This is a genomic window from Marichromatium sp. AB32 (assembly GCF_003718675.1).
In the GTDB taxonomy this organism is placed as follows: Bacteria; Pseudomonadota; Gammaproteobacteria; order Chromatiales; family Chromatiaceae; genus Marichromatium; species Marichromatium gracile.
The window spans coordinates 14,050-33,801 of sequence record NZ_RHFJ01000017.1 but is presented as its reverse complement, the minus strand read 5'-3'; the positions used below and the strand labels follow the sequence as shown (position 1 = coordinate 33,801).

General features: G+C 69.6%; 13 protein-coding genes. 5 read left to right on the top strand and 8 right to left on the bottom strand.

Annotated features, from left to right (window positions below):
- Nucleotides 1-141: 141 nt before the first annotated feature.
- The gene (locus EBL85_RS07380; protein WP_223806088.1) at nucleotides 142-513 is read left to right on the top strand and encodes an Mth938-like domain-containing protein; all 372 of its coding nucleotides are present in this window, start codon (nucleotides 142-144) and stop codon (nucleotides 511-513) included.
- 20 nt (nucleotides 514-533) lie between these two features.
- Complete coding sequence (locus EBL85_RS07375) at nucleotides 534-1,232, top strand: hypothetical protein (protein WP_123142550.1); 699 nt, start codon at nucleotides 534-536, stop codon at nucleotides 1,230-1,232.
- On the opposite strand, the gene EBL85_RS07370 is transcribed toward EBL85_RS07375, so the two are convergent.
- The 8 genes from EBL85_RS07370 to mtnA form a co-directional block, all read right to left on the bottom strand.
- Nucleotides 1,211-2,077 (bottom strand): prephenate dehydrogenase/arogenate dehydrogenase family protein, encoded by an 867-nt coding sequence (locus tag EBL85_RS07370; RefSeq protein WP_123142549.1) that lies wholly within the window; start codon nucleotides 2,075-2,077, stop codon nucleotides 1,211-1,213. The two genes, EBL85_RS07375 and EBL85_RS07370, sit on opposite strands and share 22 nt — an antisense overlap.
- A complete protein-coding gene (gene hisC / locus EBL85_RS07365; RefSeq protein WP_123142548.1) occupies nucleotides 2,074-3,186 on the bottom strand; it encodes a histidinol-phosphate transaminase in 1,113 nt (370 codons plus the stop codon). Before hisC ends, EBL85_RS07370 begins: the two co-directional genes overlap by 4 nt.
- Nucleotides 3,187-3,327: 141 nt before the next feature.
- Complete coding sequence (gene pheA, locus EBL85_RS07360) at nucleotides 3,328-4,428, bottom strand: prephenate dehydratase (RefSeq protein WP_123139788.1); 1,101 nt, start codon at nucleotides 4,426-4,428, stop codon at nucleotides 3,328-3,330.
- A 2-nt stretch (nucleotides 4,429-4,430) separates the two neighbouring features.
- Nucleotides 4,431-5,615, bottom strand: a complete 1,185-nt coding sequence (locus tag EBL85_RS07355; RefSeq protein WP_123142547.1) for a 3-phosphoglycerate dehydrogenase family protein — start codon at nucleotides 5,613-5,615, stop codon at nucleotides 4,431-4,433.
- Nucleotides 5,616-5,668: 53 nt separating this feature from the next.
- The gene (gene serC / locus EBL85_RS07350; protein WP_123142546.1) at nucleotides 5,669-6,754 is read right to left on the bottom strand and encodes a 3-phosphoserine/phosphohydroxythreonine transaminase; all 1,086 of its coding nucleotides are present in this window, start codon (nucleotides 6,752-6,754) and stop codon (nucleotides 5,669-5,671) included.
- Nucleotides 6,755-6,787: 33 nt separating this feature from the next.
- Entirely contained in the window at nucleotides 6,788-9,400 is a 2,613-nt protein-coding gene (gene gyrA / locus EBL85_RS07345) for a DNA gyrase subunit A (protein ID WP_123142545.1), read from the bottom strand.
- Nucleotides 9,401-9,929: 529 nt separating this feature from the next.
- A complete protein-coding gene (locus EBL85_RS07340; RefSeq protein ID WP_123139792.1) occupies nucleotides 9,930-10,979 on the bottom strand; it encodes an EAL domain-containing protein in 1,050 nt (349 codons plus the stop codon).
- 109 nt (nucleotides 10,980-11,088) lie between these two features.
- Complete coding sequence (gene mtnA / locus EBL85_RS07335; RefSeq protein WP_123139793.1) at nucleotides 11,089-12,144, bottom strand: S-methyl-5-thioribose-1-phosphate isomerase; 1,056 nt, start codon at nucleotides 12,142-12,144, stop codon at nucleotides 11,089-11,091.
- Between the two features lie 70 nt (nucleotides 12,145-12,214).
- Between mtnA and EBL85_RS07330 the strand changes: the two genes are divergently transcribed.
- From EBL85_RS07330 to EBL85_RS07320, 3 genes are all read left to right on the top strand, one after another.
- Entirely contained in the window at nucleotides 12,215-13,531 is a 1,317-nt protein-coding gene (locus tag EBL85_RS07330) for a TRZ/ATZ family hydrolase (protein ID WP_123139794.1), read from the top strand.
- Between the two features lie 201 nt (nucleotides 13,532-13,732).
- Entirely contained in the window at nucleotides 13,733-15,919 is a 2,187-nt protein-coding gene (locus EBL85_RS07325; protein ID WP_123142544.1) for a tRNA(Met) cytidine acetyltransferase TmcA, read from the top strand.
- A gap of 162 nt (nucleotides 15,920-16,081) precedes the next feature.
- Complete coding sequence (locus tag EBL85_RS07320; protein WP_123142543.1) at nucleotides 16,082-19,747, top strand: ABC transporter substrate-binding protein; 3,666 nt, start codon at nucleotides 16,082-16,084, stop codon at nucleotides 19,745-19,747.
- Nucleotides 19,748-19,752: the final 5 nt, after the last annotated feature.

Here is a 19,752-nt window from a genome sequence, read left to right as displayed (position 1 = left end):
CCGACCGCCAGCCGCCAGCGTCACGCCGAGCGCGCTGCGGCTGGCGGCTGGCGGCTGGCGGCTGGCGGCTGAAGGCTGAAGGCTGAAGGCTGAAGGCTGGCGGCTTGTCCCCTCCCCGAGCCCTGGGGTATGGTCCGAGACATGAAATTCGCCCAGACAGAAGACGCCGACAGCAACCGGGTACAGGGTTACGGCCCCGAGGGGACCCAGATCCGCGACCGGCGCTACACCCATGCCCTGCTGGTCTCGGCCGAACGGCTCGACCCCGACTGGGGACCGGCGCGCGCCGAGGCGCTCACCCCCGAGCACATCGCCGCGCTGCTCGAGGGCGATCCCCAGGTCATCGTCATCGGCACCGGGGCGCGTCAGGTCTTCCCCGACCCCGCGGTCTATCGCGAGGCGATCGCGCGCGGGGTCGGCGTCGAGTTCATGGACACCGGCGCGGCCTGCCGCACCTTCAACATCCTCCTCGCCGAGGACCGGCGAGTGGTGGCCGGGCTGCTGCCCTACTGACCCGCACCGGAGCACACGCCATGGATCGCGCCCTGGTCCCCGGTCTCCTCATCGCCGCCCTGCTCGCCATCCTCGGACTGGCGCTGCTGATGCCCGATCCGCCGGCGCCCGCCGGTGCGCGTCTGCCCTGGCAGGTGAGCCTCAGCGCCGACGGCGCCACCGAGGTCTTCGGTCTGACCCTCGGCATCAGCACCCTGGCCGACGCCCGCACGCTGTTCGGCGAGTCGGGCGAGCTGAACCTGTTTCGCGCAGGCACCGAGCAGGCGCCGCGCCTGAGCGTCGAGGCCTATTTCGCGCGCCTGCACCTGCACCGGCTGCGCGCCGACTTCATCCTCAGTCTGGCGATCCCGCCCGAGCGGCTGACCGCGGCCTATGCCCGCGGGCTGCGCATCAGCCAGCTGCCGAGCGGCGACAAGAAGGTCCGTCTCGCCCCCGAGGACGAGACCGCGTTCGCCGCCGCGCCGATCCGCGCCATCACCTACCTGCCCCAGGCGCGGCTCGATCCGGCGCTGATCGAGCGCCGCTTCGGCCAGCCGGCACAGCGCCTCGTCGAGTCCGAGGGCGGCATCGTCCACTACCTTTATCCCGACCGCGGCATCGACATCGCCCTCGCCGCCGACGGCGAGACCGTCATCCAGTACGTCGCCCCGGCGGCCTTCGACACCCTGCTCGCGCCGCTCGAGGCGCGCGCGCTCGATCAGCGCACGCCGTCGATGTAGCGGTCGCGCGCCTCACGCGCGCGCGCGAACAACGCCAGCAGCTCGTCGCCGTCCTCCTCGCGGATCAACCGCGCGAGATCGGCCAGCTCGACGCTGAAGCGTCCGAGCATCGCGCTCAACGCCTCGCGGTTGGCCAGACAGATGTCGCGCCACATCTCCGGGCTGCTCGAGGCGATACGGGTGAAGTCGCGAAAGCCGCCGGCGGCGTAGCGGAAGATCTCGTCGTTCTCGCGCATCCGCGCCAGGGTGTCGACCAGACCGAAGGCGAGCATGTGCGGCAGGTGGCTGGTCGCGGCCAGCACCTCGTCGTGGTGGGAGACGTCCATCCGCGTCACCTCGGCCCCGCAGGCCCGCCACATCGCCTCGACCCGATCGACCGCCTCCGGCGCGGTCTGCTCCACCGGGGTGAGGATCACCCGACGATCGCGATAGAGTTCGGCGAAGGCGGCCTCGACCCCGCTGCGCTCGGTGCCGGCGATCGGGTGTCCCGGCACCAGGAACGGCGGCGGCGCGCCGAACACCGCGCCGGCATCGGCCACCACGCTGCCCTTGACGCTGCCGCCGTCGGTGACCACCGCACCCGGCGCGAGCGCCGGGGCGATGGTCTCGAGCACCCCCCGCATCGCCCGCATGGGCACGGCGAGGAAGACCATATCGGCGCCGGCGACGGCCTCGGCCGGGTCCTGGCTGAAGCGATCGATCACCCCCAGCTCGCGGGCGCGCTCGAGGTTGGGCAGCGAGCGGCCGCAGCCGACCACCTCGCCGACCGCCCCGGCCTCGCGCAGCGCGCACGCCAGCGAGCCGCCGATCAGCCCGACGCCGATGACCGCGAGCCGCGCGATCATCGGCCCAGCACCTGCTCGAGTGCGGCGATGCAGCGGGCGTTCTCCGCCTCCAGCCCGATGCTGATGCGCAGGTGATTGGGCAGCCCGTAGTTGGCCACCGGACGCACGATCACCCCCAGGCGCAGCAGGGCGTCGTTGACCGGACCGGCCGGCCGGCCGACGTCGACGGTGATGAAGTTGCCCACCGAGGGGATGAAATCGAGCCCCAGACGCGCGAAGGCCTCGGTGTACTGGCGCATCCCGGCGCGGTTGAGCTCGACCGAGGCGCGCACGTGCTCGCGATCGTCGAGGGCGGCGACCGCCGCGGCCTGGGCCAGGGCGTTGACATTGAACGGCTGGCGCACCCGGTTGAGCAGGTCGGCGACCTTGGGGTGGCTCAGCCCGTAGCCGACGCGCAGCGCCGCCAGCCCGTGGACCTTGGCGAAGGTGCGGGTGACGATCAGGTTGGGGTGCTTCTCCAGCCACAGGGTGGCGTCGGGGAAGTCGGGCTCGCTGACATAGTCGGTATAGGCCTCGTCGATCACCACCAGACAGGTGCGCGGCAGCGCCTCGATGAAGCTCTTGAGCGCGGCGGCGTCGAGCCAGGTACCGCTGGGGTTGTTGGGGTTGGCGATCCACACCACCCGGGTGCGCTCGTTGACCAGCGCGGCCATCGCTTCGAGATCGTGGCCGTAGTCGCGCGCCGGGGCGATGCGCGCGCGCGCCCCCACCGCCTGGGTGGAGATGGCATAGACGGCGAAGGCGTGTTCGGAGAACACCGACTCGGTGCCGGGCTGGAGGAAGGCGCGCGCGATCAGGTCGAGCACGTCGTTGGAACCGTTGCCGAGGGTCACCGCACTCGGCGAGACGTCGTGGTGGGCGGCGATCGCCATGCGCAACTCGAAGCCACCGCCGTCGGGGTAGCGACCGAGGTCGCCGCAGGCCTCGGCGATCGCCGCGCGCGCCTTGGGGCCGGGGCCGAGCGGATTCTCGTTGGAGGCGAGCTTGACCGCGTCGGTGATGCCGAGCTCACGTTCGAGCTCGGCCATCGGCTTGCCGGGGACATAGGGCGAGAGACCGGCGACCCAGGGTGCGGCGATCTCGAGGAAGGGGTTGTCTTGATTGGGCATGATGCAGACTCGCGATGTTCTCGTCCTGATCGTCCCGGGGGATGGGACGAGATCCGTGATTGATGATCGGAGGCCGGGCGACGCGCGATCGCCCGGTAGCAGTCTCGACCGGCGCAGGGGCTGCGCCGGGGTCGGTCGCGGCTAGAGTACCGCCACCGGATAGGAGCCGAGCACCTTGAACAGCTGCGCCTCGCGCTCCAGGTGTTCGAGCGCCGCGGCGACCGGCAGGTCCTCGCGGTGACCGATGATGTCGACGAAGAAGACATAGTCCCAGATACCGCGTCGCGAGGGCCGCGACTCGATCCGGGTCATGCTGATGCCGTGGGCGGCCAAGGGCATCAGCAGCGCATGCAGCCCGCCGGCCTTGTTGCGACACGAGAGCAGCAGGCTGGTCTTGTCCTCGCCGCTCGGCGGTGCGTCCTGCTTGCCGATGACGAGAAAACGGGTGGTGTTGCCCGGCTCGTCCTCGATGCGCTCGGCGAGCACCGCCAGGCCGTAGATCTCGGCGGCCTGATGGCCGGCCACCGCCGCCGCGCCCGACTCCTTGGCGGCGGTGCGCGCGGCGTCGGCGTTGCTGCCGACGGCCACCCGCTCGGCGTGCGGCAGATAGCGATCGAGCCACTCGCGACACTGGGCGAGCGACTGCTGGTGCGAATAGACGGTGCGGATCGCGCCGAGCTCGGTCTCGGCGCTCATCAGATGATGATGGATGCGCAGCGTGACCTCGCCGGTGATCGCCAGCGGCGAGGTCATGAACAGGTCGAGGGTGTGGCTGACCACACCCTCGGTGGAGTTCTCCACCGGCACCACGCCGAAGTCGCAGGAGCCGGCCTCGACCTCGCGGAAGATCTCGTCGATGGTGGCCATCGCCCGGGTCACCACCGAGTGACCGAAGTGCTTGATCGCCGCGGCCTGGGTGAAGGTACCCTCGGGACCGAGAAAGGCGGCCTGCAACGGACGCTCGAGCGCCAGACAGGCGGACATGATCTCGCGAAACAGCCGTGCCACCTCCTCGCCGTCGAGGGGCCCCGGGTTGGCGTCCTTGACCCGGCGCAGGATCGAGACCTCGCGCTCGGGACGATAGAACTGTACCGCGCGGCCATCGGTCTCGGTCTTGATGTGGGCAACACGCTGGGCACAGCGCGCCCGTTCGCTGATCAGATCGAGCAGTTCCTGGTCGATGGCATCGATCCGTCCACGGACCTGATCGAGCCCGTCCTGGTCGTGTGTGTTGTCGGCCATGGTCAGCACGCCTCCGGCAGCGGGTCGAGCGCACGCGCCGAGCACACCCCATCGATCGCCGCCAGGGCGGCGAGCGTCTCCGGCGGACAACGCCGGTCGACGTCGATCAGGGTCACCGCGATGGTCTCGCGCGAGCGGTTGAGCATATCGAGGATATTGAGCCCGGCGGTGCCGAGATGGGTCGAGATCTGACCGACCATGTTGGGGACATTGTTGTTGACGATGGAGATCCGTGCACCGCCGTTGCGCGGCAGCACGATCTCGGGGAAGTTGACCGAATGGGTCACGTTGCCGTTCTCCAGATAGTCGCGCAGCTGCTCGGCGACCATCACTGCACAGTTGTCCTCCGCCTCCCGGGTCGAGGCACCCAGGTGCGGCAGCACCACCACCTGCGGGTGGGCCTTGAGCTGGTTGTTGGGGAAATCGCAGCAGTAGCCGTGGAGCCGCCCCTCGTCGAGCGCCGCGAGCACCGCCGCGTCGTCGACGATGCCGCGCCGCGAGAAGTTCAGCAACAGCGCCCCGTGACGCATGCCGCGGATACGCGTGGCATCGATCAGATGACGGGTGTCCTCGGTCAGCGGCACGTGGAGGGTGACGCAATCGGCACGCGCGAGCACCTCGTCGACGCTGTGCGCGGCCTCGACGTCGTGTTCGAGCTGCCAGGCGCGGGCCACGGTGATGGTGGGGTCATAGCCGATCACCCGCATCCCCAGCGCGCGCGCGGCATTGGCCACCTTGACGCCGATCGCACCGAGTCCGATCACCCCGAGGGTGCGTCCCGGCAGCTCGAAGCCGACGAAGGCGCGCTTGCCCTGCTCCACCGCCTGCTGGATGACAGCGTCATCGCCCTCCAGCCCCTCGACGAAGCGCAGCGCCTGGGCGATGTTGCGCGAGCCGATCAACAGCGCCGCGAGCACCAGCTCCTTGACCGCGTTGGCATTGGCCCCCGGGGTATTGAACACCGCCACCCCGCGCGCGGTCATCTCCGCCACCGGGATGTTGTTGGTGCCCGCGCCGGCGCGCCCGACGGCGCGCACCGAGGACGGCACCGCCGCGGCCTGCAGCGGCGCCGAGCGCAGCAGGATGGCGTCCGGGTGGACGATCTCCGAGGCCACCTCGTAGTGCTCGCGCGGCAGCCGCTCGAGCCCGGCCACCGCGATCTGATTCAAGGTCTGGATCCTGAACATGCCCGCTCGGCCTCCTGCATGATGACGGACGCGCGCCGACGCCCGGACGCGCCTCAGCCGTGACGACGCTCGAACTCGCGCATGAACGCGACCAGCGCCTCGACCCCGGACTCGGGCATGGCGTTATAGATGCTCGCGCGCATCCCGCCAGCCGAGCGATGGCCCTTGAGCGCGGTCAGCCCCGCGGCCGCGGCCTCTTCGAGGAAGCGCCCGTCGAGCGCCGGATCGGCCAGGGTGAAGGGGACGTTCATCCACGAACGCGACCCCGGGTCCACCGGATTATGGTAGAAGTCGGATGCGTCGATGGTGCCATAGAGCAGCGCCGCCTTGCGGGCGTTGATCTCGGCCATCGCGCCCAGCCCGCCGTTCTCCCGGAGCCACTGGAACACCAGCCCGGCGAGGTACCAGGCATAGGTCGGCGGGGTGTTGTACATGGAATCGGCGTCGGCGTGGACCTTGTAGTCGAACATGGTCGGGGTCGCCGCCTGCGGCTGGCCGAGCAGGTCGTCGCGGACGATGACGATGGTCAGTCCGGCCGGACCGATGTTCTTCTGCGCCCCGGCATAGATCAGCCCGAAGCGCGAGACGTCGATCGGGCGCGACAGCAGGGTCGAGGACATGTCGGCGACCAGCGGCACCACGCCGGTCTCGGGGACGTAGGAGAACTCGACCCCGGCGATGGTCTCGTTGGGGGTGTAGTGGACATAGGCCGCGCGCTCGCCGCTGAGCGCCAGCTCGTGCTGCGCCGGGGCGCGGCCGAGCGACTCCTCGACGGTGCTGGCGGCGACATTGACCGCGCAGTAACGCCGCGCCTCGGCGATCGCCTTCTTCGACCAGGTGCCGGTGTTGACGTAGTCGGCCTCGCCCTTGCCGCGCAGCAGGTTCATCGGCACCATCGCGAACTGGCTCGAGGCACCGCCCTGGAGGAACAGCACCCGGTAGTTGTCCGGGATGCCCAGCAACGCGCGCAGGTCGGCCTCGGCGCGCTCGGCGATGGAGACGAAGGCCTTGCCGCGGTGGCTCATCTCGGCCACGCAGGTCCCCGTACCATGCCAGTCGAGCATCTCCTCGCGGGCCTGCTGCAGCACCGCCTCGGGCAGCATCGCTGGCCCGGCGCTGAAATTGTACACTCGAGCCATTCTCACTCTTCCCCTAGCACAGAATCAGGATTGTCAATCGCGCGGCTCGGCATCCGCGCCCGCCTCGTCGGCAACATCCGAGGCATCGGCCTCGGCCTCCGCCGCCTCCTCCTCATCGAGCGCGACCACGCGCTCGACATAGGCCAGCCGCTCGCCGGCGCCGAGGTTGATCAGCTTGACGCCCTGGGCATCGCGCCCGACCACCGGGATCTCGTCGACCGAGGTCCGGATCAGGGTGCCGTGCTCGGTGATCAGCATGATCTCGTCGCCCGGCAGCACCAGCACCGCGCCGACCTGCTCGCCGTTGCGCTCCGAGGTGCGGATGGCGATCACGCCCTGGGTCCCGCGCCCCTTGGTCGGGAACTGGTCGACCGTGGTGCGCTTACCATACCCGTTTTCGGTGACGCTGAGCACGGTACCGGGCTCGGGCACCACCAGCGAGATGACGCGCTGATCGGGCTGCAGCTTGACCCCGCGCACGCCGTGCGCGGTCCGCCCCATCGCCCGCACCTGGTCCTCGGAGAAGCGTACCGCCTTGCCGGCGGAGGTAAACAGCATCAGGTCCTGGTTGCCGTCGGTGATCGCCACCCCGACGAGATACTCGTCCTCGTGCAGATCGATGGCGATGATGCCGCGCGAGAGCGGACGCGAGAAGTCCTGGAGCGGAGTCTTCTTGACCGTGCCGGCGCTGGTGGCCATGAACACGAAGTAACCGTCCTCGTACTCGCGCACCGGCAGCATCGCGGTGATGCGCTCGCCCTGCTCGAGCGGCAGCAGGTTGACCATCGGTCGACCGCGCGCGCTGCGTCCGCCCTGGGGCAGCTCGTAGACCTTGATCCAGTAGACCCGACCACGGCTGGAGAAGCAGAGCACGGTGTCGTGGGTGTTGGCCACGAACAGCCGATCGATGAAGTCCTCCTCGCGGAAGGAGGTCGCGCTCTTGCCGCGCCCGCCGCGGTGCTGGGCCTGGTAGTCGCTGAGCGGCTGGGCCTTGACGTAGCCCTGGTGGGAGAGCGTCACCACCAGGTCCTCGGGGGCGATCAGGTCCTCGAGGGTGAGGTCGGTGTGGTCGATCTGGATCTCGGTGCGACGCGCGCTGCCGAACTGCTCGCGGATCGCCTCCAGCTCCTCGCGGATCACCGCCATCAGCCGCTCGGGATCGCCGAGGATCGACAGCAGCTCGCCGATGCGGGCGAGGATCTCCTCGAACTCCTTGAGGATCTTCTCCTGCTCGAGCCCGGTGAGTCGGTGCAGCTGCAGCTCGAGGATCGCCTTGGCCTGGCGCTCGCTCAGGCGGTAGCCTTCATCGGTCATGCCGAAGCCGGGATCGAGCGTCTCCGGACGGGTCTGCTCGGCCCCGGTGCGCGACAGCATGTCGCTGACCGCGCCCGGCGCCCAGGCCCGCGTCATCAGTCGCTCGCGGGCCTCGGCCGGGCTCGGCGAGGCCTTGATGGTGGCGATCACCTCGTCGATGTTGGCCAGGGCGATGGCATAGCCCTCGAGCACGTGGGCGCGATCGCGCGCCTTGCGCAGCTCGTAGAGGGTGCGGCGGGTGACCACGTCGCGCCGGTGACGCAGGAAGTATTCGAGGATCTGCTTGAGATTGAGGGTGCGCGGCTGACCGTCGACCAGGGCCACCATGTTGATGCCGAACACCTGCTGCATCTGGGTGTGCTGGTAGAGGTTGTTGAGCAGCACCTCGGGATGGGTGTCGCGCTTGAGCTCGATGACGATGCGCATGCCGTCCTTGTCGGACTCGTCGCGCAGCCCGTCCTGGGCGATGCCCTCGATCTTCTTCTCCTTGACCAGCTCGGCGATGCGCTCGAGCAGCCGCGCCTTGTTGACCTGATAGGGCAGCTCGGTGACCACGATCGCCTCGCGACCGCTGCGACTCTGCTCCTCGAAGTCGGCGCGCGCGCGCATCACCACCCGGCCCCGGCCGGTGCGATAGGCCTCGCGGATGCCACGTACCCCGTTGATCAGGGCACCGGTGGGGAAGTCCGGGCCGGGCACCAGCTCGATCAGCTGCTCGAGATCGACCAGGGGGTCGTCGATGATCGCCAGACAGGCGTCGATCACCTCGTTGAGGTTGTGCGGCGGGATGTTGGTCGCCATGCCCACGGCGATGCCCGAGGAGCCGTTGACCAGCAGGTTCGGGAAACGCGCCGGCAACACCGTCGGTTCCTGCTCGGTGTTGTCGTAGTTGGGCGCGAAGTCGACCGTCTCCTTGTCGAGGTCGTCGAGCAGCGCATCGGCGATGCGGGTCATCCGCACCTCGGTGTAACGCATCGCCGCCGGCGGATCGCCGTCGACCGAACCGAAGTTGCCCTGACCGTCGACCAACAGGTTGCGCATCGAGAACGGCTGGGCCATGCGCACCATGGTGTCGTAGATGGCCGAGTCGCCATGGGGGTGGTACTTACCCATGACGTCACCGACGACGCGCGCCGACTTGCGATAGGCGCGATTCCACACGTTGCCCTGCTCGTGCATCGAGAAGAGCACCCGGCGGTGCACGGGCTTGAGACCGTCGCGGACATCCGGCAGCGCGCGCCCCACGATCACGCTCATGGCGTAATCAAGATAGGACTGACGCATCTCGTCCTCGAGATTGATGGGCAGGACTTCTCTGGCGAATTCTGGCATGGGTGTGGTGAACCGGCTGTAAGCGTGCTTGAGGGAACCTCAGAGCGAGGCCCCTGATGCGTGTTCTGAACCTGTCGATTCTACCACGCCGCGCCAAGGCACGCTGGAGACGATCGGCTGGGCGGGGAAGCAGCGACCAGGGAAGAGCGAACCGCCGAGAGGATCGAACCGCCAAGATACCGTCTTGCCCGTCAATCGCCGATCATGCACACCAGCCTCCCCGACTGGAGGCTGGAAGCTGATCGCTGGAAGCTGGTTCGAACCGCCAAGCCGCCAAGAGCGCGAAGATGGAGAAAGGCTTCCAGCCGCCAGCTTCCAGTGAAGGGGCTGGGTTGTCTCGTCGCGTCGCGGTTGACCGCAAACCGACACTGGAGGCTGCTTGCTGAAGACTGGTCGCTTTCTTCGCGCACTTTGCGGCTTTGCGGTTCAATCTCCTGGCGGCTGGCGGCTGGCGGCTGGCGGCTGGCGGCTGGCGGCTGGTAGCTGGTAGCTGGCGGCTGATAGCTGGCGACTGGCAGCGACCCTCCGCTCAGCCCCCGGCCACCCCGGGACCGGGGCGTCCGAACAGATAGCCCTGGACCAGATCGGCGCCGTGACGGCGGACGTAGTCGAGTTCGGCCTCGGTCTCGATGCCCTCGGCGAGGAGTTCGATGTCGAGCTCGGCGGCGATGCCGGCGAGGGCGCGATAGATCGACTGGCGGGCGGGATCGCGGTCGATGTCGCGGATGATCTCCATGTCGACCTTGATGATGTCGGGGCGCAGCTGGGCGAGCAGGTTGAGCGAGGCATAACCGCTGCCGACGTCATCGAGCGCCACCCGGTAGCCGGCGTCGCGATAGTAGTCGAGGATGCGTTTGAGGTGCTCGATATCACCGACGCGCTCGGTCTCGACCACCTCGAAGACGATCCGACCGGGATCGATGCCGAGCTTGCGCGCCCAACCGACGGTGCTGCGCAGACAGTGCACCGGATCGTAGATCGCCGTCGGCAGGAAGTTGATGAACAGCAGCCCGTCGAGCCCCTGGGCGGCGGCGCAGTGCAGCGCCGCGGCACGCGCCTGACGATCGACCTGGAACAACAGGTCGTTGGCCGCAGCCAGCGAGAAGATCTCGCCCGGGAACATCAGCCCGCCCTCCGGCAACCGTCCGCGCAGCAGCGCCTCGTGCCCGACCACCGCACCATCGGCGATCGAGACGATCGGCTGGAACCAACTGACGAAGCGCTGGTATTCGAGGATCTCGAGCAACGGGCGCGCCGCCAGCAGGGCGAACCAACGCTCCAGCGAATGGGCGCGGGTGAAGGCGTGAAAATCCAGGCCCTCTCCCGGAGCGAGCAACAGTGCCAGGATGCCCTCGCGCTCGAGGGCGTTGAACGGTTGATCGACCCGCAGTCGCTCGAGGAAGTCGAGCAGGCAGGTGTCGGGCAGGCGCACCACCATCTCCTCGACCCGGTGGACCAGCAACGCCTGCTCGAGATAGCCGAGACACTTGTCGCGCAGCTCGCGCACCGCAAAGGTCAACAACAGCTCGCCCCGCGCCGAGGACGTCAGGGGCAGTGTCTGACAACGCGGACAGGCCATGAGGATCTCCATCTGTGAGGACCGCGGGTCAAGGGCCGGACCGCACAGGCCCGACCCCTTGATCTATGGATAACAGGCGCGCGGCCCAAGGTCCAACCCGACGCCCGCCTCAGCCCATCAGCGCGCGCATCCGCTCAGGGGTCGGCTCGAGCACCACCCCGCGCTCGGTGACGATGGCATCGACCAGCGCCGCCGGGGTGACGTCGAACACCGGGTTGCGCGCCGCGCAGCCCGCCGGCGCCACCGGGTTGCCGCCGCAGCCGAGCAGCTCGGCCGGATCGCGCTCCTCGATCGGGATCTCGGCGCCGGTGGCCAGCCCCATGTCGATGGTCGAGGTCGGCGCCGCGACCATGAAGCGGATGCCGTGATGACGCGCCATCACCGCCAGACCATAGGTACCGATCTTGTTGGCGACGTCGCCGTTGGCGGTGATGCGATCGGCGCCGACCACCACCCAGCCGACCCGCCCCTGCGCCATCAGGCTGGCGGCCGCACAGTCGGCCTGGAGGGTGACCGGGATATCGTCCTGCATCAGCTCCCAGGCGGTCAGCCGCGCGCCCTGCATCCACGGCCGGGTCTCGTCGGCGTAGACCCGCTCGACCTTGCCCGCGGCGTGCGCGGCGCGCACCACGCCGAGCGCGGTGCCATAACCGCCGGTGGCCAGGGCGCCGGCGTTGCAGTGGGTGATGATCTCGGTCGGCGCGGTGATCAGCGCCGCGCCCAGCTCACCGATACGCCGGTTGGCCGCGCGGTCCTCCTCGTGCACCGCGCGCGCCTCGGCGAGCAGCGCGGCGAAGGGGTCGGCGGCACCCAGGGTGGCGATCAGCGCGCGCATCCGCCGAATCGCCCAGAACAGGTTGACCGCCGTCGGACGCGACCCGGCGAGCCGCTCCAGATCACCTTCGATGGCCTGCTTCCAGTCCGTCCCGGCGGCGGCGAAGGCGGTGCGCCCGGCAAGCGCCACGCCATAGGCCGCGGCCACACCGATCGCCGGCGCGCCCCGCACCACCATGTCGCGGATCGCCTCGGCGACGGCGGCGGCGTCATCGTAGGCCAGCACCTCGATACGCGCGGGCAGCACCCGCTGGTCGAGCAGATAGAGACGATCGTCCTGCCAGCGCACGGCGTCATCGGGGGTGGGGACGAACGGGGTTGCAGTTTCCATCAAAGGCTCCTTGTGGCATTTTGCGCGCATTGTCCCCGATTTTGCCGCCGTCACCAAAGGACCCCTATCGATGCAAGCCGAGCTCCTCATTCATGCCCCGTGGATTCTCCCGGTCGACGCCGCCGACAGCCAGCTCGACGACCATGCGATCGCGGTGTCCGAGGGGCGTATCCAGGCGCTGCTACCCTCGACCGAGGCGCGCGCCAGCATCGAGGCGCAACGCGAGATCGAGCTCCCAGGGCACGTGCTCATCCCCGGGCTGATCAACGCTCACACCCACGCGGCGATGAGTCTGATGCGCGGGCTCGCCGACGACCTGCCGCTGATGACCTGGCTGCACGAGCACATCTGGCCGGCCGAGCAGCGCTGGGTCGATCCCGCCTTCGTCGGCGACGGCACCCGCCTGGCGGTGCTCGAGATGCTGCGCGGCGGCGTGACCTGCTACAACGACATGTACTTCCACCCCGAGGTCAGCGCCCAGGTCACCGCCGAGGCCGGGATGCGCGCGGTCATCGGCATGATCGTGATCGATTTTCCCACCGGCTATGCCGCCGACGCCGACGGCTATATCGCCAAGGGGCTGGCGCTGCACGAACGCTATCGCGATCATCCGCTGATCCAGGTCGCCTTCGCCCCGCACTCGCCCTATACCGTCTCCGACGCGCCGCTGGGCCGGGTGCGCACCCTCGCCGATCAGCTCGAGATCCCGATCCACATCCATGTCCACGAGACCCGCGACGAGGTCGCGCAGTCGCTGCGCGATCACGGCCAGCGCCCGCTGGCGCGGCTCGACGGGCTCGGGCTGCTCGACCCGGCGCTGCTGGCGGTGCACATGACCCAGCTCGAGGACGCCGAGATCGAGCGTCTCGCCGCCACCGGCGCCCATGTCGTCCACTGCCCCGAGTCCAACCTCAAGCTCGCCAGCGGCTTCTGTCCGCTCGCCAGACTGCTCGAGGCCGGGGTCAACGTCGCCCTCGGCACCGACGGCGCGGCCAGCAACAATGATCTCAGCATGCTCGGCGAGATGCGCACCGCCGCGCTGCTCGCCAAGGGCGTCTCCGGCTCGGCCGCCGCCGTCCCGGCGAGCGCCGCGCTGCGCATGGCCACCATCAACGGCGCGCGCGCCCTCGGGCTCGATGACGAGATCGGCTCGCTCGAGACCGGCAAGGCCGCCGACATCGTCGCCGTCGACCTCGGCGATGCCCACACCCAGCCGGTCTATCACCCCACCTCGCAGCTGGTCTACGCCGCCAGCAGCCATCAGGTGCGCCAGGTCTGGATCAACGGCCGCCAGGTACTGCGCGACGGTGCCCCGACCCTGATCGACACCGCCGACACCTTCGCCCGCGCCCGCACCTGGGGCGAGCGCCTGGCCGCGAGCGACTGAGTGCTGCCGGAGAACCGTTGCAAGCTGTTGAACCGCAAAGACGCGAAGGACGCAAAGAAAACGACCGTTTGGCCTGGGGGCCTGTATTCAAGCGTTGTGATCATCACCAGATCGCCTCTCCTCCAGCAGCCTTTCATCCCTTCGTGCGCTTCGCGTCTTTGCGGTTCAAACCGCTGGCGACCGAAGGCTGACGCCTGAACCATGCCCACCCCGGCCCCGTCACCACAAGCAACGGCCATCGTCGCGCTGGCGCGGGCGCTGCGCGCCGAGGCGCTGGGGTGTCGACAGCGCCGGGTGTTGCTGGTCAGCGGCGAGGTCGGCTGGTGTGAGCGTCAGGCGCTGGCGGTGCTCGCGGCGCTGCCGGGGCTGGCGACGACCTGGCTCTCGGCACGCGCGAGCCCACCCCAGGCTGAACCGCTGGGCGCTGCCCGCAAGCTGCTCGGGGGCGAACTGGCGCTGCTGGTCTACGACGCCCACGGCGGCTTCGACCCCGACGCCTTCGGCGCCGCCACCGGCGCGCTGATCGGCGGCGGGCTGTTGCTGCTGCTGACCCCGCCGCTGGCCGAGTGGTCGACCCTGACCGACCCGCAGACCGCGCGCCTCGCCCCCTGGCCCCATCCGCCACAACCGGGCGGGCGCTTCATCGCGCGGCTGGCGCGGGTGCTGGCGAGCGACCCCGCGCTGGTCCACATCGACCAGTCGCAGCCCCCTGCCCACTGGCCGCAACCCGACACCCCCGCGCCGGCCCCGGCCCCGCCGCCAGCCCCGGACGCCGAGGGCGCGGCGAGCGCCGATCAGGCGCGGGCGATCGCGGCGGTGCTGCGGGTCGCGCGCGGACGCGCTCATCGCCCGCTGGTGCTCAGCGCCCATCGCGGGCGCGGCAAGAGCGCGGCGCTCGGCATCGCCGCGCGGCGGCTGCTCGCCGAGGCCGAGGACTATCGCATCCTCGTCACCGCGCCCAACCGGGGCGCGGCGGCGACCCTGCTCGGACATGCCGGAAGCCACTCGGGGCTCGACTTCGTCGCCCCCGCCGACCTGCTCGACCGCCACCCCGCCGCCGATCTGGTACTGGTCGACGAGGCCGCGGCGATCCCCGCCCCCCTGCTCGAAGGGCTGCTGCACCGCTACCCGCGACTGGTGTTCGCCGCCACCGTCCACGGCTACGAGGGCACCGGACGGGGGTTCGAGCTGCGCTTTCGCGATGCGCTCGAGCGCCACACCCCGGGGTGGCGGCTCGAGCGGCTCGAACAACCGATCCGCTGGGCCGCGCACGACCCGCTCGAGACGCTGGGCTTCCGCGCCCTGCTGCTCGATGCGGCCATCCCCGCGATCGACCCGCCGAGCAGCACGACGCTCGCGGGCATCACCTGCGAACGCCTCGATCGCGACACCCTGGCCGGGGACGAGACGACGCTCGGGGCGCTGTTCGGGCTGCTGGTCCAGGCCCATTACCAGACCCGCCCGGCGGACCTGCGGATGCTGCTCGACGGCCCCGGGGTGCGGGTCTATGCCTGTCGGCTCGCGGGCCGGGTGGTGGCGACCCTGATCGCCAGCGCCGAGGGCGGCATCGACGACCCGGCGCTGCGCGCGGCGATCTTCGAGGGACGCCGGCGCCCGCGCGGTCATCTGCTGCCGCAGACCCTCTCGGCCCATGCCGGGCTGGCCGAGGCGCCGGCGCTGCGCGCGCTGCGGGTGGTGCGCATCGCCACCCACCCGGCGCTGCGCCGACACGGGCTGGGCGCGCGACTGCTGACGACCCTGCAGGCGGCGGCGCGCGCCGAGGGCCTCGATCTGGTCGGCACCAGCTTCGGCGCCACCCCCGGGCTGCTCGCCTTCTGGCGCCACCAGGGCTGGCGACTGGCGCAGGTCGGCACCAGCCGCAACGCCGCCAGCGGCGAACACGCGGTGGTGCTGCTCGCGGCCTGCTCGGCGGCGGGTGAGCGACTGGCGACTCGCGCCGAGCGCCGACTCGGCGCGCGGATCGGGGTCCTGCTTGCCGGGCCGTTGCGCGCCCTCGACCCGAGGATCGCCGCGGCACTGCTCAGCGCACTGCCCCCGCCGAGCCGCAACGCCCTGGAGGAGGACAGCGCCGAGCTGCACGCCTTCGCCAACGCCCACCGCACCCTCGAGGCGAGCCTCGCGCCACTGGCCGGGCTGACGCGGGTGCGGCTCGCCGAGACGCTGCGGGCAGGACGGATCACCCCGGACGAGGCGGCACTGCTGGTCGCCTGCGCACTCCAGCTGCATGCCCCGGCGACACTGGTCGAGCGCTTCTCCGCGAGCGGCCAAGAGGCGCTCACCGAGCAGCTCAGGATGGTCACGGGACGATTGCTGGAAGCGGCCATGCCGGGGGCAGGTGCCGACAAGACCACACCCCGGACACCCTGAGCCTGACACCGCGATCCGACCAGGGATGACGCCGCTGGAATCGACTGGAAAGCGATCGCATTTCCCCCTCGGGGCCGTGCGTTCGAGGTCCAACTGCGTCTACACTGCCAGTGAATGCCCACAAGCTGCCAGCCGCCCCTTTCAAGCTCGACCTGGATTCGCATGCCGGACAGTATCGCTACCCCGATCCGAATTGGCCTGATGCCGCCGCTCACCGGCCTGGTCTCGCTCTACGGCCCGGAGATCTCCTGGGCCGGGCGTATCGCCTGTGCCGAGATCAACGCCGCCGGCGGGGTACTCGGCCGCCCCCTCGAACTGGTGATCGTCGACGACGGCAGCCAGCCCGAGACCGCCGTACCGACCGCCGCCCGACTGATCGACACCCATCGCTGCGTGGCACTGATCGGCAACCTGCTGTCGAACTCGCGCATCGCCGTGGCCGGGCGGGTCTCGCTGCCACGCCGCGTGCCCTATCTCAATTTTTCCTTCTACGAGGGCAGCATCCACCACCGCTATTTCTTCAATTTCGCCGCCCTGCCCAACCAGCAGATCGATCATATGATCCCCTACATGGCGCGGCTGGCCGGCCCCAAGATGTTCTTCGCCGGCAGCAACTACGAGTGGCCGCGCGGCTCGATCGACGCGGCCAAGCGCGCGCTCGTCGCCTGTGGCGGCGAGGTGGTGGGAGAAGAATATCTTCCCTTCGGCAGCGCCCGGCTCGGCGCCCTGCTCAACCGGGTCGAGCGCTCCGGCGCCGATGTCTTCGTGCCCTACTTCGCCGGGGCCGACCAGATCGAGCTGCTCAACCGCTTCGACCAGCTCGGTCTCAAGTCACGCATGGCCGTGGTCATGGGCCATTTCGACGAGGCCATGGCCGCGCACCTCGCACCCGAGGTGCGCGAGGGCTTCTATTCGAGCAGCACCTATTTCATGGGCCTCGACACCCCGGCCAACCACCGCTATCTGCGCGCGCTCGCCGCCCTCCCCGAGGTCGAGGCGCTGCACCCCGAGGGGCGTGGCGTGCTGACCAACTTCGGCGAGGGAACCTATGTCTGCGTGCACGCCTTCGCCCAGGCAGCCAATTGCGCCGGCTCGGTCGAGCCCGAGGCGCTGGTCGAGGCGCTCGAGCAGGTCGTCATCGAGGCGCCACAGGGAGAGGTACGGATGGATCCGATCACCCATCACGCGGCGGTCAACGGCCATCTGGCGCGCTGCGACTTCGCCGGGCGTTTCGAGATCATCGAGTCCTTCGGCCGTACCACCCCTGAGATCCCCGAGCGTTACTCCCACCTGCAGCGGCGACCGCACCCCGACGACGCCAAAGACAAGCCCGGCGGGCAGGAGCACGAGACCAGGGCCGTGGTCCCCCAGGTCGCCGTGGTCGGTGTCGACGACCGTGACCGGATCGAGTACGTCAACCGGGCACTGCTCAAGCGCTGGGGGATCGCCGAGGAGTCCGAGCTGCTCGGCAAGCCGATCACCCTGCTCTGGGCCGAGGCCGACGAACCACTGGCCGAGGCGCGCCGCAACCTGGCCGAACAGGACGAGTGGCAAGGCATGCTGCAGGCACGCCTGAACGACGGCAGCCTGCGCCAGCTGGCCGTGGTCGCCGAACCGACGCTGCGCGCCGATGCCCGCGCCGGCTACACCCTGGCCTGTATCGACACCGAGCCACCATCGGCCAGCCAAACCTCGCCCTTCGGCCCCGAGCAGATGCTGTCGATGGCCGATGTCGCGGTGCTGGCCATCAGCGCCGAATCGATGGTGATCGAGGCCAACCGGCGCGCCGCCGAGCTGTTCGGCTATCGGGGCGACGAGATGGTCGGGCTGGCGCTCGAACAGCTCATCCCGCCGCAATACCGTCAGCGCCACGGCCAGCTCATCCAGCGCTTCCTCAATGGGCCGGAGCACGAGCGGCGGATGGGCATGCGCACCGAGGTCAGCGGATACCGCAAGGATGGCTCGTCCTTCCCCGCCGCGGCCTCGATCTCCAAGGTGATGAGCAACGGCGAGTGGGTACTGGTGGTCACCCTCAGCGACATCACCGACCGCAAGGTGGCCGAGGAGGAACTGGAGTGGCGCGCCTCGCACGACACCCTCACCGGACTGCCCAACCGCGCGCTGATCCGCGAACGGCTGGCCCACGCGCTGACCCGCTCACGCACCCAGGGACACGGGGTGGGCGTGCTGTTCATCGATCTCGACGGCTTCAAGCTGGTCAACGACAGTCACGGACACGCCACCGGCGACGCCCTCCTGAAGGGCATCGCGCAACGACTGGTCAGCCATGTCCGACCCGGCGACACCGTGGCGCGACTCGGTGGCGACGAGTTCGTGGTGCTCTGCGACCGCGTCGACACCGCGGCGACCCTCACCGCGCTCGCCGAGCGCATCAACGACCTGCTGCGCGAGCCGCTGCAACTCAACCAACACCAACTGTTCGCCACCGCCAGCATCGGCGTGGCGCTCGGTCACGGCACCACCCACAATGCCGATGACCTGCTGCGCAACGCCGACGCGGCGATGTACTCCGCCAAGGAGCAGGGACGCGACGGCGCCCGGCTGTTCAGCGAGGAGATCCACGAACAGGCGCGACGGCGCTTCGATATCAGCAACGGGCTGCGCCAGGCGATCGAACGCGACGAGCTGGAGGTCCGCTTCCAGCCGATCCTCAGCGTCGATACCCTGCAGATCCGCGGCGCCGAGCTGCTGCTGCGCTGGTTCCCGAGCGCCGGCGAGGTCTCACCGGCACACTTCGTGCCGATCGCCGAGATGAACGGGGCGATCGTGCCGATCGGCAAGTGGGTCTTCCGTCAGGCCTGTCTGGCCGAGGCCGAGTGGCGCGCCAGCTTCGGCGCGCGCGCCCCTTATATCAGCGTCAACGTCTCGGCGCGCCAGCTCAACGACGCCACCCTGGTCGATGACTTCGTCGCCATCCTCGAGGCCACCGGAGCCGATCCCGAGCGCATCCTGCTCGAGCTCACCGAGACCTCGCTGATGAGCAACGTCAACTTCAATCTCGGCATGCTGCGCCGACTCGCCGAGCGCGGGCTGCGAGTGGCGGTCGACGACTTCGGCACCGGTTACTCGTCGCTCGCCCAGCTGCTGCGCCTGCCGGTGAGCAGCCTCAAGATCGATCGCGAGTTCGTCGACGGACTCGACAAGCGTCACGACAGCCGCGCCATCGTCTCGGCCGTCTGCAGCATGGCGCGCGCCATGGGACTCGGGGTGATCGCCGAGGGGGTGGAGAACCCCCGCCAGTTCGACTATCTGCGCGACATGGGTTGCGACCACGTCCAGGGCTATCACTTCTATCGCCCGCTGACCGCGCAGACGATGCGCGAGCTGCTCGGTGCCGCGCCGTCCGAGACCACGGTGCTCGCCGAGCACGACCTCTACGCCCTGCTCTATGTCAGCCAGGCCACCGAACCGATGAGTCCGCGCGAGCTACAGGAGCTGCTCAAACAGTCGCGCGAGTCCAATCGACGCCAGGGGCTCACCGGCTTCCTGCTCTATCTCAACGGCAGCTTCATGCAGTTGCTCGAGGGCAGTCGTCCCCGCCTGCTGCGCCTGCTGCAGCAACTGCGCGAGGATCCGCGCCATCACGGCGTGCGGGTGGTCTACGAAGGGGTGGTGAAGCAACGCATCTTCGCCGACTGGAGCATGGGCTTTCGCGACCTCGAGCACCTCGAGGACGACTACGACTTCGCGCGCTGGCGCGCGCGCACCCTCAACTTCGTCGACATGTCCGAGGATGCGCGTGCCTGCTTCAACCTCATCGCCGCCTTCGCCACGCAGACACAGGAACAATCGCGCAACGCACGCTGAACCGC